Source organism: Bradyrhizobium sp. USDA3010, assembly GCF_056429065.1.
This window is the reverse complement of sequence record NZ_JBWJZD010000001.1, coordinates 135,593-153,068: the sequence shown is the minus strand read 5'-3', so window position 1 is coordinate 153,068 and position 17,476 is coordinate 135,593. Positions and strand designations below refer to the sequence as shown.

General features: G+C 59.3%; 13 protein-coding genes. 6 read left to right on the top strand and 7 right to left on the bottom strand.

Annotation, left to right across the window (positions count from 1 at the left end):
• The first annotated feature begins 102 nt into the window (after positions 1–102).
• The 6 genes from AC066Y_RS00630 to AC066Y_RS00605 all read left to right on the top strand — a co-directional run bounded on the left by AC066Y_RS00630 (position 103) and on the right by AC066Y_RS00605 (position 8,869).
• Positions 103–1,860 carry a hypothetical protein gene (locus AC066Y_RS00630; RefSeq protein ID WP_478272214.1) on the top strand — a complete coding sequence of 586 codons (1,758 nt, stop codon included), beginning with the start codon at positions 103–105 and terminating at the stop codon, positions 1,858–1,860.
• A 537-nt stretch (positions 1,861–2,397) separates the two neighbouring features.
• Positions 2,398–3,594, top strand: a complete 1,197-nt coding sequence (locus AC066Y_RS00625) for a polysaccharide biosynthesis/export family protein (protein WP_229165484.1) — start codon at positions 2,398–2,400, stop codon at positions 3,592–3,594.
• Positions 3,595–3,629: 35 nt separating this feature from the next.
• A complete protein-coding gene (locus AC066Y_RS00620; protein WP_478272213.1) occupies positions 3,630–5,066 on the top strand; it encodes an O-antigen ligase family protein in 1,437 nt (478 codons plus the stop codon).
• A gap of 60 nt (positions 5,067–5,126) precedes the next feature.
• Positions 5,127–5,756 (top strand): hypothetical protein, encoded by a 630-nt coding sequence (locus AC066Y_RS00615; RefSeq protein WP_092123381.1) that lies wholly within the window; start codon positions 5,127–5,129, stop codon positions 5,754–5,756.
• 112 nt (positions 5,757–5,868) lie between these two features.
• A complete protein-coding gene (locus tag AC066Y_RS00610; protein ID WP_478272212.1) occupies positions 5,869–8,106 on the top strand; it encodes a polysaccharide biosynthesis tyrosine autokinase in 2,238 nt (745 codons plus the stop codon).
• A gap of 82 nt (positions 8,107–8,188) precedes the next feature.
• Positions 8,189–8,869: a hypothetical protein gene (locus AC066Y_RS00605; protein WP_478272211.1), complete on the top strand. Its 681-nt coding sequence runs from the start codon at positions 8,189–8,191 to the stop codon at positions 8,867–8,869.
• Positions 8,870–8,985: 116 nt separating this feature from the next.
• On the opposite strand, the gene AC066Y_RS00600 is transcribed toward AC066Y_RS00605, so the two are convergent.
• From AC066Y_RS00600 to AC066Y_RS00570, 7 genes are all read right to left on the bottom strand, one after another.
• Positions 8,986–10,377 carry a lipopolysaccharide biosynthesis protein gene (locus AC066Y_RS00600; RefSeq protein WP_478272210.1) on the bottom strand — a complete coding sequence of 464 codons (1,392 nt, stop codon included), beginning with the start codon at positions 10,375–10,377 and terminating at the stop codon, positions 8,986–8,988.
• A complete protein-coding gene (locus AC066Y_RS00595) occupies positions 10,316–10,987 on the bottom strand; it encodes an acyltransferase (protein WP_478272209.1) in 672 nt (223 codons plus the stop codon). The genes AC066Y_RS00600 and AC066Y_RS00595 overlap by 62 nt, the downstream gene beginning before the upstream one ends.
• A gap of 76 nt (positions 10,988–11,063) precedes the next feature.
• Positions 11,064–11,813, bottom strand: a complete 750-nt coding sequence (locus AC066Y_RS00590) for a methyltransferase domain-containing protein (protein ID WP_478272208.1) — start codon at positions 11,811–11,813, stop codon at positions 11,064–11,066.
• Positions 11,814–11,846: 33 nt separating this feature from the next.
• Positions 11,847–13,187 carry an O-antigen ligase family protein gene (locus AC066Y_RS00585; protein WP_478272207.1) on the bottom strand — a complete coding sequence of 447 codons (1,341 nt, stop codon included), beginning with the start codon at positions 13,185–13,187 and terminating at the stop codon, positions 11,847–11,849.
• Positions 13,184–13,921, bottom strand: a complete 738-nt coding sequence (locus tag AC066Y_RS00580; protein ID WP_478272206.1) for an FkbM family methyltransferase — start codon at positions 13,919–13,921, stop codon at positions 13,184–13,186. Before AC066Y_RS00580 ends, AC066Y_RS00585 begins: the two co-directional genes overlap by 4 nt.
• Positions 13,922–13,960: 39 nt before the next feature.
• Entirely contained in the window at positions 13,961–15,097 is a 1,137-nt protein-coding gene (locus tag AC066Y_RS00575) for a glycosyltransferase family 4 protein (RefSeq protein WP_478272205.1), read from the bottom strand.
• A complete protein-coding gene (locus AC066Y_RS00570) occupies positions 15,094–17,163 on the bottom strand; it encodes a right-handed parallel beta-helix repeat-containing protein (protein ID WP_478272204.1) in 2,070 nt (689 codons plus the stop codon). The genes AC066Y_RS00575 and AC066Y_RS00570 overlap by 4 nt, the downstream gene beginning before the upstream one ends.
• Between the last annotated feature and the right edge of the window lie 313 nt (positions 17,164–17,476).

Below are 17,476 nucleotides of genomic sequence, written 5' to 3'. Positions count from 1 at the left end.
ATCTGGAAAGCGCGAACGCGTCCGACCGCCCTGTGCCGCGCAAATCTTGCCGAGAGGTAACCGGTCTGCCAGTATCGCGTGCGATCACCTGGAGCCTGAGAGATGCCGACACGCAGGGAGATTTTAGGCTCTGCTTTATCTGCGCTGCTTTACAGCCAGGCCCGTGCTGCCGAGCAGACCCCGGCGCCGCTTGCAGATCTCAACTTTCTCGATCGAACGGCATCGGACCAGCACGCGCGCGTCCTTCGTGGCAATCTGCGCTACGTGGACCACGAGGTGTTCGGCGATCCGGCCGGCGTCATGATCGAGGAAGCGGCTCTGAACGGCGTTGAGGATGCCGGCTTTGCGGCAGAAGCCGCGCTTCCGTCGGGATGGCAGGTTACGCCGATGACCGGCAAGGTCGTCACCTTCAGCAAGGTCAACGCAACGTCCGGCCGCCTGCAACTGCGCGGAGACGCAGCCGGCCAATTCTACGTTCTCATGGCTACCAACCGGCACTTCGCGGTCAAGCGCGGAGAACTGCTGACCGGATCCCTCGCCTTGCGGTTGGCAAATCGCGACGCGGGCGGGCTGACCAAGGTAGAGCTCTGCATCCTGCAAATGAAGTCGGACGGATCGGCCATCCTGCCGGTCGCTGTCCCCATTCAACTAATGCAGACCGACAAGCCGTGGTGGGAGCAAGTTCGGTCGGTGGCCCCCGAGGACGGTTTTGCGAGCCTCGCCCTGAGAGTGACGACGCAGGCGCGGTTCGACGCCACATTCGAGCTCCATTCACCCCAGCTGGAGCAGCGTGCCTGGCGGTCGACGTTTTGCGCCACATCGCGCAAGGCCGACGACGTCATGCTGACCGACGCTGAGGGCTATCTCTCGCACGCCGAACGGTCGGTCCTCATTACGGCCGATGCGCCGAGATTTGCGGCGTCGGGCTCGCTATGGTGCGAGTACGCCGATCCCGACAACTATGTCGAGATCCGGCAACGCGAGAGGGTTCTCTATGTGACTGTCGTGAGCAAGGGGACCTCGAGCGAGGTTCGGCTCGGTGTCGTGCCGCCGTTGATGCGGTTCACCGTTTGCTTGGTTCAAGGCACCGGCGGACTCGCGGCATCGCTCAATGGAAAGACTCTCAAGACAATCGATTGCGAAATGCCCGCGAGATTGAAACTCGCCCGACTGGGCAGCGGCCCAAGCGGCAGCTGGAATTCGACAATCGCGAGACTGACTTTATTTGCCGCGAAGGTTTCAAACGGTGCCTCGTTGAGCCGCCCACCCAAAGCCTTCTTCGACGACTTCGATCGTCCGGACTCCCCGAATCTCGGCGCCTCGCCGACAGGACAGGTCATCCGCAGGATTGGCACGGTCGGCAGTATGATATCGAAGGGGAAATGGGTTGTGACGGACGGGGGAGTGGGACTGGCGCATGCCGCGTATGGGATCGTCCGGTTGGACCGTCCGCCACGGTATCTTGGGGCGGTTCTCGATTGGACGACGGGATCACCGGGTGGAGCAGCAGCAATGCTCGCCGCGACCGACGATGATCCCGGGAGATCCATCGATGCGCTCCATGCCGTCGTCACGGATCAAAAGGAGATCTTCCAGACCATGATTGCGACGAAGGTCGAGACGGCCTTGGCCGAGTTCGTCTATCCAGTTCCGATGGAGCGCGACGGCAGAACACCATACGGAGTCGCCTGCCTGACCAACTTCGCGGAAAAGGCAGTTGTCTACGTCGGTCCCCAAGGGGATCTGGCGCGTCACGTCCATCACACCTATACTGAAAGAGCCGGTCCGTTTGCTATTTTCGAACACTTTTGGCAGCTAACGCAATGCCGCCCGGAATTTCTCGCCGTCGCGGCGGCGTGAGACCGTTCCCGGTCATTGCGATGATCCGGAAAATTGGAAGGAGCGTTTCATGAGATACAGAACAGCCGTGCTAACCCTGTTGTTGCTATCCGGAGAGGGAGCAATGGCGCAGGGCGTATCGCAAACCCCGACTCAGACCGTTACACAGCAACGCCAGAGCGGATCGGCGGTCTCGGGGGGACCGAATTCGGCGGTCAGAACCAACCAAGGCGTCAGCACCGGATTTGGCAGCCCGTTCACAAGTCCATTCGGAAGCTCCAATAGCTCCCAATCGAAGGGCGGCTACGCCGGATCCGGCTCTAGCCGGTGATTGCTTCACCAAGGTGAGGTTCGCAAAATCTGCCACCTGTCCGCCCTCGCGCCGTAGCGATGCCTCCGCGTCCAGCGATCTAAATCCACGCCGGCGCGCCAAGCTTAGTTAGCTGCTGGTTAGGCCTTCGCGTGATCGTTGCAAATCAGCAACTACCGTGATCCAAAAATCTGCTCCAACGCAGATTCACTTAGAGATTGCGCCGAGCCCATGATAGTTCCGACAGCATGGGGACTAATTTTAAAATCAAATTTTTTGCTGGCATTGCCCTCTGCGCCACGATTGCTCTGGCCGGATGCAGCTATTTGCCGACGTCGGGGCCGTCCGGCCAAGCTGTAAAAAACGAGACGCCGGTCGATGAAAACAGCCTTCCGTACGCGCTGGTCCGCGTCAATTCAGACGTGGTGTCCGTGCTGGCGCGCAATACTGGCAGGCTGACTGTTACCTATCCTGATCGTCAGCCCCCCCGCGAAATCAGATTTGGCGTGGGCGACGTCGTCAGCGTGACCATCTTCGAGGCCGCCGCAGGCGGCCTGTTTATCCCGGTTGAAGCCGGTGTTCGGCCCGGCAACTTCATCGCCCTGCCTAATCAGACGGTGGACCACAACGGCAATATTTCGGTTCCTTATGCCGGCGCTGTCCGCGCGCAGGGGCGGACGCCTTCCGAAGTCCAGCAGGCGATCGCGGATTCGCTGAAGAATCGCGCGATCGAGCCCCAGGCTGTCGTCGCCCTCATTGATCAGCGGACGTCGCTCATCAGTGTTCTCGGCGAAGTGAACAATCCGGTTCGCTATCCAGCAAACGCTGCCGGCGAGCACCTGCTTGATGCGATCACGCGCGCCGGCGGCCCCAAGGGACAAGGCTTCGACACTTGGGTCATGCTCGAGCGCAACGGCAAGCAGGCTACCGTGCCATTTGGGGCGCTGGTGTATGAGCCGTCGAACAATATCTGGGTTCATCCGAACGATACGGTTTACGTCTATCGTGAGCCGCAGACATTTGTGGCCTTTGGCGCAACCGGCCAGCAGGGTCAGTTCAATTTCGACGCCTGGCGAATTTCGGTGGCCGAGGCCGTGGGCAAGGCAGGCGGCCTGAACGATACGCTGGCTGATCCCGGAGCGATCTTCCTCTATCGCGGTGAGCGGCGCGAAGTTGCCGCGATGCTGGGTGTCGACGTGAGCCGTTTCACGACGCCGATCGTCCCGATCGTGTACAATTTCAATATGCGCGACCCGTCGACGTACTTCCTGGCGACGAAGGTGCTGATCCGGAACAAGGATGTTCTGTACACGTCGAATGCTCCAGCGGTGGAATCGGCGAAGCTGATGACGTACATCAGGCTGGTCACCGCAACGGTCAACGATCCGATAGTTGCAGCCTATAATGGTGCGGCGCTTCGGAATCTGGTCGTAACGACACCCTGATCCGCATGCGGAGCGACCGGCGATACATCGTCGTCTTGCAGACGGCGGTGGTCGCCCTGAAACCGCGGCAGACCTCGGATGTGTTTGCTGCGCTGCTGTTCGCGGCCGTGGCCGTTTTGCCTTTCCCGTTTGCATCAGTGTCCTCCGTCGCCATTTCGCTTTGGTGCGGCTTGGTGGGCATAGCGGTGGTCGGGCTTGCCCTGCGACCGCCGGCGATTGCTTCACCGCTTTTTCTTGCAGCCATCATTGCCGTCGGCGTCGCGAGCTATGCGACCATCCTCTACCTTCAGGTCGTGGCTCGAGCGCCGTCCGATCCCCTGGTCCATCCGATCTGGGCCCTGGCCAGCGAGATTCTGGGAATGCCCCTGGAGGCGAGCGCGTCGATCGCCAGGGTGCAGCCTTATCTCGCGATCGGCACGCCGCTTCTGAACCTGCTGCTGTTCACCGGGGGCTACATATGCGGCGCCGACGAGACACTCTCGCGCCGCCTGTTCCGCACGATCGCTTGGGCGGGCGGCCTCTATGCCGTTTACGCGATTTGTTCCTACGCGCTCGAACCCAACCTGGTGCTGTGGCAAGAGAAGATCGCCTATGCCGGCAATCTCACCGGGACGTTCACGAACCGCAATGCGGCGGCGGTCTATTTCGGGTCGATCGCCATTGTCTGGTTGCTGCTCACGTTCCGGCGCCTCAATCTGCGCAGGAAACGCCGTTCCGGCAAACGCCGCCGCCCGTCGCCGACCCTCGTCAATTGGCGTGTCCTTGCGCTGCCGGGCAGCTTTTTTTGCATTTGCTTGCTGGCACTGGTCCTGACTGGCTCTCGTGCGGGTGTGGCGTGCAGCTTCGCCGGCCTGCTCGTGGCCTTTGGGCTGAATTTCAGATCGGAAATGTCGCCCAGGCTTCGCAAATGGCTGGCCTTTGGCGGTGCCGTCGTCGTCATCCTGGCGATCTACCAGATCTTCGACAGCGGGTTGGGCGAACGACTGGAAACGGAAGGCACAACCGGTGGTGGACGCGCCAGCGTCGTGGCCTCGGTCCTGCGCATGATTTCGGATTTTCCGTGGCTCGGGAGCGGTTTGGGCTCATTTCGCTGGAGCTTCGCCGCCTATCGGAGCAGCCAGATTTCAGGCTGGGGCGTGTGGGATCGGGCCCATAACGTCCCCCTTGAGATTGCGGCAGAAGGCGGCCTGGTCCTGGCGGGCATCGTCGTGCTGGCTTGGATCGGCGCAATGGCGATCCTGCTGCGTGCCTGCCTGGACCCTAAACGCTCCCGTACCCTGCCGCGCGCCGCCCTGGCCGTCTCAACGGTCGCCGTGTTACACTCCCTGATTGATTTTTCCCTGCAGATCCCTGCTTACGCCGGTACCGTGATTGTTCTGCTCGGTGCGGCTCTCGCGCAAACGCAGAGGCCAGTGGCAGAGGATGAGCCGGTTAACTTTGAAGTGAACCAAACTCCGGAAAGCCTCGACTGACGTTGATGTCGCGGCGCTATGCGGTTAAGATATCGTTATATTTTCGGAAAGGTTCATGGTATGTTCCAAATCGCTTTTAAGCAACAAATCACTGGCGTTGCAGCATTGGCAATTCTCGCAATGTGCGTAACCGCTCAGGTCCCGACACCAGCGTCGGCCCAGCGTTCGTCGCAAGCCACTACTCAATTCCTGAGCAACCCGGCTGAGCTTCTCGCCAAGAATCCCACCGGCGGCGCCGAGCTCGTCAGTGCCATTCGCGAACTGGTCTCGGGTGACGCAGCCACACTTCAGCCGATCATCAATTTGATCGCGAATGCCAACAAGGACCAGAAGGCGGCAATCGGCGCCGGCCTGGCGCAGGCTGCCAAGGTCATCGTCCGAACCAACCCCGGTCTTGCCACAGAAATCCAACAGGCGATTCTCAACACCAAGGATCAGGACGTCGTTCTGGCCTTCGCAGCCGGCGCAGGCGACCGACCGATCGGAGCCGCAGGCGGCGGCGGTGGTGGCGGTGGTGCTGGCGGAGGTCAGACCAATCCGCTCCAGTTCGGCGCGGGCGGCGGCGGCGGTGCGCAGCCGATCGGCGGAAGCGGCACCAACACGCCGCTGTTCAGTTACACGTCGAGCGTTAGCGGCTTGGGCAATACGTTCGCGAACTCCGGCACCGTTTCGAGTTCAGTAAGTCCGTGAGAGCAATGCCGGGGAAATCCGGCATTGGCTACGTTGCCGGCTCAGGCCGGAATGAGCGACTGCTTGCGAAACAGGCGGCCGTCTTGGCTTGCCGCATCACAATGATCCCAAAATGCTCCAGCTTCTGAAGCCCGAGGAACGCGAGATCGAACGCGCGGACTACGTGTCGCCCGATCAGATGTTCGCGGCTGCCCTCGGTTTCGCTCGCCGCCAGTATCCGATCTTTCTGGTCACGATGCTGATCACCCTCGCTTTGGGGGCCGCTTATCTCGTGGTGGTCCGATCGACCTATACCGCGCAGGCGACGATTATCATCGACACGCGAAAGCTTCAGCCCTACACGTCCCAGAACTCCCTCTTTACCGAAGTCCCTGTGGACTCGCCTGCCGTGGACAGTCAGCTCGAGCTGATCAAGTCCGACAACATTGCGCGATCGGTGATCCGCGACCTGCATCTGGCGCAAGAGCCCGAATTCTCCCGTTATGGCGGAGGCTTCGTCGGCAATCTCCTCTACTATTTCTACCAGCTCTTCGAACCCGGCGATGAGTCCCAGGACGAGATCGAGCGACGCGCCCTGCGCGAGTTCTCGAACAATCTCTCAGCGAAGCGCGTAGGCGTTACCTACGTGATCGAGATAGCGTATCGCTCTGCCCTGCCGGGGCGGGCTGCCCAGGTGGCCAATGCCGTCGCCGAGGCCTACATCAACGATCAGCTCGACGCCAAGTATCAGTCGGCCCGCCGTGCGGGCGACTGGCTTTCCAGCCGTATCCAGGAGCTGAAGCAGCAGGCGATCTCCGCCGATCGCTCGATCGTCGACTTCAAAAGCAAGAACAACATCGTCGATGCCGGCGGACGGTCGATTTCTGAACAGCAGGTCGCAGAGATCAACAGCCAGCTACTCGCAGCACGGACGGTCACCGCGGACGCGCGTGCACGCCTCGATCGCATCGAGCAGGTCATGAAATCGGACGTTCGCGACGCAACGGTAACGGACACTCTGCGAAGCGACGTCGTGAGCAAACTGAGGACGCAATACCTCGATATCGCCAACCGGGAAGCCGACCTGTCAGCCCGCTATGGGGTGAACCATCTGGCGGCAGTCAACCTGCGTAACCAGATGCGCGAGATCGCCAAGTCGATTACCGCCGAGCTCGGTCGCCTCGCCGAGACCTACAAGAGCGACTACGAGATCGCCAAGCAGCGCGAGGATGAAGCACAACGCGCGCTCGATGCCGCGGTCGCCCGCTCTCAAATCGGTGGCCAGGCCCAGGTCCAGCTGAAGGAGCTTGAGAGCAACTCCCAGACCTACCGCTCGATGTACGAGACCTTCCTGCAGCGCTATACTGAATCCATTCAGCAGCAATCGTTCCCGATCACGGAGGCCCGCATCATATCGAGCGCGGGCAGGCCGTCCAAGCGCAGCAGTCCCAAGACCATTCTCGTTCTCTCTATGGCGTGCGCCGGCGGCCTGATGCTGGGCTTCGGCATCGGCCTTATGAGGGACCTGTCCGATCGCGTGGTACGCACCAGCGATCAGGTCGAGCGGTTGCTGGGAGCTGATTGCCTCGCAACCCTTCCGGTTCTTCCGGCGCCCGCTCTCCAGCCCAACGACACCCCTCCGTCACCGCATGAGATGCAAGCCGACGCTGGAGCTTTCTGGGCCGTCGTAAGCTCGCCGTTCTCCAGATACGCCGAAGGCATCCGATCGATAAAGTCCGCGATAGACCTCAATAGTCGACTACGCAGCGGCCGCGTCGTGGGCCTCTCCTCGGCGCTCCCCGGCGAGGGCAAATCAACCACTGCCGCGGGCCTTGCGCTGCTCAGCGCGCAGTCCGGGCACAAGGTCATCCTGATCGACGCGGATCTTCGCAATCCGTCGCTCACGAAGCTGATGGCGCCAAACGCCGCCGCCGGCCTCGTCGAGGTTGTCCTGGGGCAACGCAAGTTCGAAGACGTCGTTCTTCGGGAGAGTACAACCGGCCTGGATTTCCTGCCCGCGGTGATCCATACGCCGATCGCACACACCAGCGAGATCCTCGCATCCGAAGGCATGCGAGCGCTCATCGAGCGCTTCAGCAGCATGTATGACTACATCATCATCGACCTCTCTCCGCTGGCGCCGGTGATCGATGTCCGCGCCACCGGACATTTCATTCCCACCTATCTCCTGGTGCTCGAATGGGGCAAGACCAATATCGATGTCCTCGAGCGGGCATTGGCGAACGCCCGGCCGGTTCGTGAAAATCTGCTTGGCGTGGTCATGAACAAGGCCGACACGAATCTTTTGAAGCGATACGAGGGATACGGGACGAGCTACTACTACGATCCCAAGTACTCACAGCCGAGCTAGATCGTTGAGGAGCGGCGATCTCACCGGTGCAGCCGCGACTGGCATCACGTGTCTGCTTGCGGCCGTCTTGGGACTGGGCGGGGTGGCTTGGTCAGCCATCACGTTGCCGACCTTTTGGCGACAACTGCCACTGGAGCAATTCGCGAACCGCATTGTTCGCGGGGAGACCTTCCCGGTCGACCGGCTGGAAGAGAAACTCCGGCTTTATCGCGAGGCTGGTAGCCCGGTCCGCTGCAATGCCACCGCGGCCCACGATACGGCTGTCGTAGATCTGGCGATTGTCCGGGGGCAGTTCGACGCATCATCGGAAACGGACGCCCGCCTCGAGCGCAGCAGAAACATCGTCGTGGAAGCGCTGTCATGCTTGCCCTCCGATCCGTATCTATGGTTTTCGCTGTTTCAGATCGAAAGCCTTCGCGTGGGATTCCGACAGGAATACCTTCGCTACCTCGACATGTCGTACCAGGTCGGTCCTAACGAGGGCTGGCTCGCGATTCCCAGAAACCGCGCAGCCTTCGCCATCTTTCCTGCCCTTTCAGAGGCACTTCAATCCAAGGTGATAGACGAGTTCTGCTTGCTTCTGCGAAGCGAGTTGTATGCGGAGGCGATCGAGATATTCCTTGGCGCGGCCCGACCTCACCAAGCCGAACTGGTGAGTCGGATGGGCGGGGTCCCAATCAGGAACCGGCAGCTGTTTGCAGTCCAACTCGCGCGCAAGGGTATCGACGCTCATATTCCGGGGACGTCTGTGGTCGTTCGCTGAAACGCGCAAAGCGACGTGACGTTCGCCCCGTCCGATCAGCACATCCCGGGAGAGCTACTTGCAGGATGGCGATCATCAAAAATCGTAGTGGACGCTTCCTGCCCCGCCAGTTGCAATCACGTGAACGCTGCCCTGAGCACGGAGTGGCCCCGAACAAATCTGATCATGATAGCAACACCCACACACATCACAGCATCCATGGCGAGCAGAACGCCCTCCTGGCCCCAGATCTTGAAGAAAACGCAAGCAATCGGCACATAGATTAACGACTGCCATACCTGCAGCCTCGCTGCTTCCCTGATATTGGACGTACCGATCAGCAAGGCGGAGAAGAAGAACTGCAAGGCGCTCAGAACGATGAGCAGCGATGCGCCCGTCAAGAACAGATGATCAAGTTCGATCGTCGTACGCAGCCAGATTGACAGCGCAAAATTACCGAACAGCCAGAAGCCCGTTCCTGCCAGGCAAGATCCTGCCAGCAGCATGATCCCACTGAGGCGCACGATCCGCGTGGCCGACAAATCGTCCCGCATCTTGAGCTTTGTCGCGACGATATTTGACAAGGGATACGTAAAGGCGATGACGAGCCCTCCATAGGACTGCATCAACCGCATAAATATTCCGAGTTCGATGACAGCGTCTGGGCCCGCCATGAAACCGAAGAGCCCGGTTGCAAGTTGATATAAAATTCCTATCCCGAGGCTAATGATGGTGAAGTCGAGCGAGCTCAACAGTAGGCGCCGGGCGATCCGGGGCTTCCACCTCCAGTCGCTTGAAAACAGATTCCGGTTCCGGCGAACGACGTCCAGCGCATGGAAGACTGAACCCGGTAAAAAACCGAGACTGAGAAGGACAGCGGCGAAGACGATCGACGGATGGGTTGGAAATACAAACAGCAGCAACACGAACGACAGTACATAACTCGCCAGCTGGAACAGATAGAGTCGATGCAACTGATGGTGCCCTGCATCTATTCCCTCAAAGATCGAGAGGAAGAACCACAGGGCCAAGCCGAAAAACACGACCAGAATCGTTGCAATAAACTCGCCGTAGTTTGCGAGAATCACCTCATTCAGCGGCACCAGCCACATGAAAATCATCAGGGCAACTGCTGCAATTCCAAATAACATGAGATTGAGACCTGCTGCGAGCACCGCAGCAAGCGACACGGTTTCGGTCTTGAAGGCACTTGCGCTCCGGCGAGTTCGAGCGACGACATTTGCGATCACTCGCCCCATGCCGACATTGGCAAACCCGATCCACGAACTGATGCTTAAAATAACAAGGAGCAGACCGAACCGCGATGGTCCCAGCCTGTCGAGGACCATCGGAGTGCCCACCAGATTCAACAGAATTGCGAGCAACCTCGCGAGCCACCCCGCAAGCGTCGATAACAATATCGGCTTCATATCGACCAGCGCATGCGTTGCAGCCCAAGTTTGCAAATCAATAGATGATTGCGTCTGTGCGCGAGAAAAACTTTGCTGTTTCTGGTACCTTGCGAACATGAACCGCGGGATTTCCCGCAATGAGCGAGTAAGATTCCGGCTTTAGATGACTCACAACCGAGCCGGCGCTGACCAAACAGCAGTTGGGAATCTTGACGCCCTTCGTAATAAGACAGCCTGATCCAACCATCGTATAGTCGCCGACGATAATTGGTGAGCAAGTCTGCCTACACGACAGCGGCTCGATGCCGTGCGTGACCAATTGCGAGCGAACTCCTGCAAGTCCGCTGTACATGCCGAATTCGATTCGATCGGAGCAATCGATATAGTGCTGGTGTGCGATCAGGCTCGCACGCTTCATCAGCAGCTCCGATCGCCGCCCTGGGTTCTTCTTGAAGAATGGAGAGTTCAACTTTCGGGAAAGCCCGGTGATCCAGTTGAAATTCCCAATCATCGCTCCATCATGCATTTCGAGGCTGTCAAGACGTCCGACGTAGTTGAAATGACCGACGGAGGCTCCCTTCGCTAAGGAAGCCTCATCAGCAAGGACAATCGAAAGGCCAATGCGAGAGTTCGCATCAATCGAAAAACCGAAGAGATTATTCAAGGCCCAGCGCCGAAGTGACCAAGGTACGAAGAATAACAAAACTTGAATGCCCGCCTTCAACATTTCAATGCGCTCCTAAAACTATGGAAACGGCCACGGCCGGTGACGGCGATATTAGGTTTTGACGAACGGACATCACTCAGTAACCGGAAATCGAATTCAGGGCACCGGCATCCCATACGGCGAGTATTCGCCCGCCCGAAACCCCATCGTCCCTCAGCTCGAACTTCGGAGCAGGAAGTTCGAATGGAGACCGCATCAGGTTGATTCTCCGGAAGTCTCCGTCCCGAATATCGGAATTGAACCACACGGAACTGTCGCTCGTCAGCAGGACGTACTTGAAGCCGGCGGTCTTTATGTTGTTAAGGAGCGCAAGAGCATTTTTGAACGAGAGGTGGAAAAGCACTTCACGGCATATCACGACGTCGCCCCAGCGTTCGAGGGGTTGCTTCGTTGCATCCATGCAGGCAAAGCGCCTCCTGGAATTTGCGTGGATCTCGTTATGAGAAGCGGTCAACGACGGGACAATGTCGATACCGAGGTAATCGAACTCGCCGGCAACTCGAGACATCCAGTTAAAGTCGCCACAGCCTATATCGACAAGCCCAGTGCATCCGACATCTCGCAGGAACTGTGAGAGCTGACGGGTCAATGTGTCGGTAGCCATCGGCGAAGAACCGAGGCCCGAGAGACTCACCTGCTCCGCATTTTCGATCCAGGTTCCGTTTACGTAGATGTCTGAAAATACCTCATCCAGCTGAGCCTTGCGCATGTGGCTCGTATCACGACCACGCACGCGCCTCGCAATATTGATGATTTCGTCCGCACCAAGGCGGAACAATACGTGGCGAACAATTTCCTTGCAGGACTGCAAATGATCTAGCGGCATATGAAGGGATCCGACATTGAACTGCGCTGATGATCAAGAGACATCGGCCGCAGGCTGTAGTGATGGCTGCCCTTGCGGCAACCTCGCATGACGCAGTGGAGTCGACGCGTACCGCCGTCTTGCCGAAGGCGTGTACGCCAGAAAGAGCATGAAGAAGAAAGAACCTATAAAACCGATATTGAAATTGTCCGGCTCAAACCACTGGATCAGCAGCGTGGACAGGACCGCCAGCCCGCAGAGCAACGTCCTGCGATCACTGTGCTTCGAGCCGATCCAGACCAGATAGAGCCCGCGGCCGGCGACAACGAGCAGTAAGAGGCCACCGAGCAGCAGGCCGAAGTCCATGAAGTAAGATAAGATGCCGCTATGGACCGCGTGCAGATTGTATCGGCTGGAACGGAAGCCGTATCCGAAGAACACATACTGGTCGATCGTCTCGAAGAACGTGTTCCACGATTCGGTGCGACCGGTGAATCCCGAAAGAATTCCTCGATTGGGATCGAATAGCGCCAGATCGTTCGTGACCTTGTCAATCAGCCGGTCGGTGTCGGTAAAGAAGGGCAAGATCACAAGCGCGACCGGGAGCGTCATCATGAAGGCTGCGAACATGCGAACGTTCATGATTTGCTGCGCGCGACTGAAGAGCGCTCGGTAGTTCGCAAAGGCGAGATACCCAAGGTAAAATAAGAGCGTGCCTATCATGATGGTTCGCGCACTGACTACGTAAGTTGCGCCGAAGCAAATCACAAATACAGGTAAGCTCACACGCTTGACCACCAAAGAGTGGAGCACCAACGCAATATAGGCGTATCTGGCATAGTGATTAGGGTGGATCAGACCGACCCATCGATACTCGTGAAATCCCTGAACAATCGCGGCGGCGCTGAGGGATGCGGCCAGCGCCAGAAATCCCATCGCGAGCGCGTCGTCCACGCTCTGCGCAGGCGCCCGCCAAAAGCAGAGACAAAGCAGGAATGCTCCCAGCGTGACGACGTACTGGACAATTTGCCCTGACGACTCGATGAATTCGGCTGCAGCGACCGACGCGAGAACGATCAGGCCGGAGTAGATCAGGAGGAAGATCAGAATCGGCTGCGATCGGCGGATTGCCGCGTACGCACCGTGACGGGCGAATACCAACAAGCCCAGCAAGAGCGCGGGTACCGCGATGAATAGGCTGAACCCTCCAACATCAGCCTGAGTGGTAAGGCCGTTGCGCAAATCCATCAGCTGGGCCGGCGTCGCCTTGATGCCGGGATAGCAGATTGCAATCACATAGAAAGCGAAGCCGAGCCCTGCCGCGTTGAATGCGCCCCCCTTTGCGAGGTTGCGCAGAATCGCGAGATTCTCTGTGACGAAGACCGGTAGTCTCATCGCGGGCCGGCCCCAGCGGGGGCAGTCTTGAGGAAAAGAAAATCCGCCTGCACCGGGCCATGCTGCGGATCAACATACTGATTATATACCCCTCCCAGCCGAAATCCATGTGCCTCCGTCCAGCGCGAGATATCGCCGAACAGCGGTTGGCCCTCATAGAGATGGATAAACGAGCACTCGATGTACAGAGCTTCGAATTGGTTAATGAGATCGGCAGATCCCTCCAGGACGTCCAACTCACCGCCCTGAACGTCCACCTTCAGGAGCGCCGGCCCCCGGATGGCTCCCGCTTCCAGACAGTCCGACAGCCGGCGAACGGCTACCTCATCCATTCGCGCGGTCTGTTCCCCGAATATTTCGCGTTGGGCGGATCCCGGTTTCAGGAGCGAAGAAGAATCGTCCTTGCTCGTGACGTAGATCTTGGCCGATCCGGAGGTCGGCCCGATGGCGCAGGGGAAGAGCCGGACCCTGTCATCCCTGCCGAGAGCCTCGGTGAAACGGGCGGCCGGCTCCGGCAGAGGCTCGAAGGAGTAGACCTGCGCCTGCGGAAACAGCCGCCGCGCCATCACTGCGAATTGCCCCCTGTTCGCGCCGACATCCACGACTGTCTGAAAGGAAAGGCGCGACAGAGCCTCCCTGTGCTCGATGGCGGGAGCTATCCGCATGCTCAATAGCCGCCACAGCGACGGACGAAGCGCGCAAAACACACCCTTCTGGATGGTGATCAATTGCATTTTTCGGAATTCCTCTTCCTCAAGCACACGACCCGGAACTCAACCGTACGCCTGTCGATATCGCTCGGACGTTGCCTGGCCGTCGAAGGTTGCCCGGCTGTAGCGAAGGGCCCCCTCGCTCAGCGCGGTCCACTCCTTCGGTCCCATCGCGTGAATCGCCTCGAGTTTCTCGACGAAGGATTCCGGTTCTGAAAGCGCCAGTGCCCAGCCCGCGTTGCTCGCCGCGACGTCTGTCCAGGGGCTCCTGTCGCTGATCAGCACCGGTAGCCCGAGCGTCAATGCCTCCACGATCGAATGACCGAAATTCTCCCCCAGCGTCGGATGCAGGAGGACGTCATAATCCGCCAGCTGCGCGAACAGTTCGTCCTTGGGCAGGTTTCCCTTGAACGTCACGTCGCACTGTCCGGTCCCGGCTCGCGCCATCTCAACGCATTGTTGCGCATAAGAACTGTCATCAACCTCGCCGAAGATATCGAGCGAGGACGCGACGGTGAGGCGGCGTACCACGTCGAGCGCAAAGGTGACGTTCTTTTGGACCGTCACGCGGCCAACCATCGCCATTCTGAGCTGTCCCGGTGGCTTTTCTCGCTTGGTCGGTCGAGGCGCTCCGCTCTCTACGAATTGCGAAACCATCAGCACCTCCTGGGAGCGGAGGTGGTTGCGGCGGATATCGTGCTCTTCCGCGGGAGACCCCGCGAGGTGAACGACCCCGCGATAGAGGCCGGTCAAATCGGCCAGGCGGCAGAACAGCCGCTTCTTCAGGGCGGACGCGGACATGATCACATCCATGAAGATACCGTGCGGCGTGTGGAAGACGCGCTTGCCCCTCAGAAATCCCAGGCGCTTCAGGATGAGAGTTGGAATCGCGACCAGCGGATCGAAGGCGCACTGAATGTCGACGACGTCGAAGTCCTCCCTGACGCGGTCGAAGAGAATGCGCAGGCCGGTTAGCCCCGTTGGAATATACTCCACTGTGGCAGACCCCATCCGCTCGCGATGAACGGGCGTTTCGAACATGGCGGCGCCACTGGTGAAATCGTGGTTGAGGGTCACCAGATGGAAATCATAATCTTCCGACATGTTGTGCATCAGATTACGGATCGCCGTGGCGGGTCCGAGATGCGACAACGACGGAAAGAAAGAACGATAGACGATCAGAACGCGCTTCTTGGTCATTTGAACTCGGACAGCGTTGCAAAGCGATCCCCCGGCAGCTGCGCGCCGGCCCGATCCGGCGCACGCAATGGAATATGCTCGGTCAAGCCATGGCGATCGAGTTCGGACGAGACGAGCGCGAGGGTCTCGTCGAGTTGCGACGGCGCAATCCAGTTGCGCATGCGTTCGAGAAGCTGGAGGCTGCCCCGGTACACGACCGCACTGTTGTTCCGGACCTCGGCCGTGGGAATATCGCCGTCAAAGGCCGTGATGGACCCGGCACCCATGAACTTGTTTCCCTCGATCAGATTTCGTTCGGGCCGGAGAAGGTCCGAATGCTTGTAACCGGCGATTTCGGGATAGCGGCTCGTCCAAGGCTCCCTGTCGACGGGCAAGCTGTACAAATTCCGAACACTGAGCCCACCTGGAACTTGCATATGATCGTTTCGCCATACCTGCCACCACGATGCATATCCCAATGCGGCCCCCCAAATCGACGGCGAACTTAGAATGAAGAGGTTTGATAGTAACTTGTTATCCTTACCGCCGTTCATCAGTATCCCGTAAGGGATGCCCACGATGACGTTGTCGGTGACGAGATTCCCGCTCGAAAATTCATCAAGATAAATCCCCCGGGCGTCGTTGAAGTACCGTCCGCCCGTCCCAAGCAAGACGTTTCGGCGAATAACGGTGCCTTGGCTGGTGAAGTCGCGTGCGCTGTAGATGAATCCTGAATCGCCGGCTTCGGCGAGAAGCTGAGCCAGCAGGTTATCTTCGATGACGTGATCGTTCCCGGAATAGAGGATTCCGAACTGCGGTCCGTTGAAGATGACGCTTCGGCGCACGCTCATTGCGACCCCGTCCATTTGCACCGCCGGAGCAAAGGTGCGGTAAACCAGGGAGAAGTCCTGGATGCAGCTATCCTCGATCGAAATGCGCCCCGGTGTCAGGCTGGCGCGGTCGCCTCCGGACAGCCACGCCCCGCGCCTGCCGACGGCGCGAATGCTCGCATGATCGATCCGGGAGTCACTGGAGTTCGTGTAGGCAATTCCATCGGCGCCCGCCAGCTGGATGATGACGTTCGAAAAATTGATCGCTACGCTGTCGCGCACGGTCACGGCGGTCTCGATGGCGAGTTCGAAGACGACATCTCGGACCGTCAAATTATGAAAGCCGGAAACCGCCAGCAGGGTGTCGAGCACCGGCACCTCGAGGGTCTCGATCGGCTCCTCGGAGCAGAAGTTCAGCGTTCTCGCCGACGCGTCGTAGAAAAACGAGTTGCATTGGGCAAAGGTCGCCAGATTGTAGAAATACACCCTCTCGGGAGGCTTGCCGTCTGCTCTCAGCCTGTTTCGATCCGTCAGCACGCCCTTCGAATCGACGGCAAGGGCCCGTGCGTTCACGAAGAGATAGGAATCGGTGAGGTATCCGCCGATCCAGAGGTCGGGGGAGCGGCGCACCCCGTCCGGCAGATCAGCGAACGCCATGGTCGCCGTGCTGCTCCGCGGATCGCCGGCGATTTCGACCACCGGCAGGAAGCCGCTGTTGGGCCACCTTGTGGATTGCAGACGCGTCTTGCCGTTGACTCGAATCATCAATTGCCGCGGGGATATGGTCGAGAGCTTCCTCAGCAGCTTCTGCGCCGTTTCGCCGGGCAATTCGGAAAACGGCAATGCGTATTCGTACCGTCCGTCTCTGGAGCGCGACAGCTTGAGATGGTTCTGTACGAAGATCGCTCCTGATATCCTGGTGCCGCCGGGCGCGCCACGGATGATGATGCGGGAGCCCGCGGGCGGTTCGGGACCGGAAATGGTAAGAGGCTGACCCAGGATCTGGGCTTCGGCAGGCAGGTTGATCCTGTACGTCACCGGCGCGGTGCGCTCTTTCCCATCCTTCCGCACGAATTCGATTGCCTCAGCGAGCGAGGCGGCCTTGAGCGTCCCTTCCTCGCCGGGAATGCTCGTGCGCGTGCCCTCAACGTTGATGGAGACGTCGTCCGCCCTGCATCCGCTCGTCAGGACTGCCAGCAGCAATGCGAGCCCAGCAACGAGAGCGGACCGGCCCGACGGCATTACGGCAGAATTCATTTCTGATACTCGAATCGAGGGTATAAGACTTGCCGAGCCTACCAGAGCCGGCATCCAGTAAGTTTCATCCGTGGAGGAGATTAGTTGTCTCACAGGAAGCCGGGCCGAATTTGCCTTGCACTTTGCGTGGCTGCGCAGTTTCTCGCCATTGCGAATGCACAGGCGCAGATGCAGCGATCCGGCGTCGGAGCCACGCTTGGAGTCGCGCCCCCGCCAGCCGACGATATCTCATCCCGTCGGCACCGCAGCCCGACCGGAGCCGTCTGCCTGAGGCTCGCCGCGGCATCTCGCTCCTTTCCCAACAATGACCGCC

Coding starts and splice junctions, on each gene's coding strand:
- AC066Y_RS00625 (WP_229165484.1), top strand. CDS start 2,398: ATGGGGACTAATTTTAAAATCAAATTTTTTGCTGGCATTGCCCTCTGC.
- AC066Y_RS00630 (WP_478272214.1), top strand. CDS start 103: ATGCCGACACGCAGGGAGATTTTAGGCTCTGCTTTATCTGCGCTGCTT.
- AC066Y_RS00575 (WP_478272205.1), bottom strand. CDS start 15,097: ATGACCAAGAAGCGCGTTCTGATCGTCTATCGTTCTTTCTTTCCGTCG.
- AC066Y_RS00590 (WP_478272208.1), bottom strand. CDS start 11,813: ATGCCGCTAGATCATTTGCAGTCCTGCAAGGAAATTGTTCGCCACGTA.
- AC066Y_RS00610 (WP_478272212.1), top strand. CDS start 5,869: ATGCTCCAGCTTCTGAAGCCCGAGGAACGCGAGATCGAACGCGCGGAC.
- AC066Y_RS00585 (WP_478272207.1), bottom strand. CDS start 13,187: ATGAGACTACCGGTCTTCGTCACAGAGAATCTCGCGATTCTGCGCAAC.
- AC066Y_RS00580 (WP_478272206.1), bottom strand. CDS start 13,921: ATGCAATTGATCACCATCCAGAAGGGTGTGTTTTGCGCGCTTCGTCCG.
- AC066Y_RS00615 (WP_092123381.1), top strand. CDS start 5,127: ATGTTCCAAATCGCTTTTAAGCAACAAATCACTGGCGTTGCAGCATTG.
- AC066Y_RS00595 (WP_478272209.1), bottom strand. CDS start 10,987: ATGTTGAAGGCGGGCATTCAAGTTTTGTTATTCTTCGTACCTTGGTCA.
- AC066Y_RS00570 (WP_478272204.1), bottom strand. CDS start 17,163: ATGAATTCTGCCGTAATGCCGTCGGGCCGGTCCGCTCTCGTTGCTGGG.
- AC066Y_RS00600 (WP_478272210.1), bottom strand. CDS start 10,377: ATGTTCGCAAGGTACCAGAAACAGCAAAGTTTTTCTCGCGCACAGACG.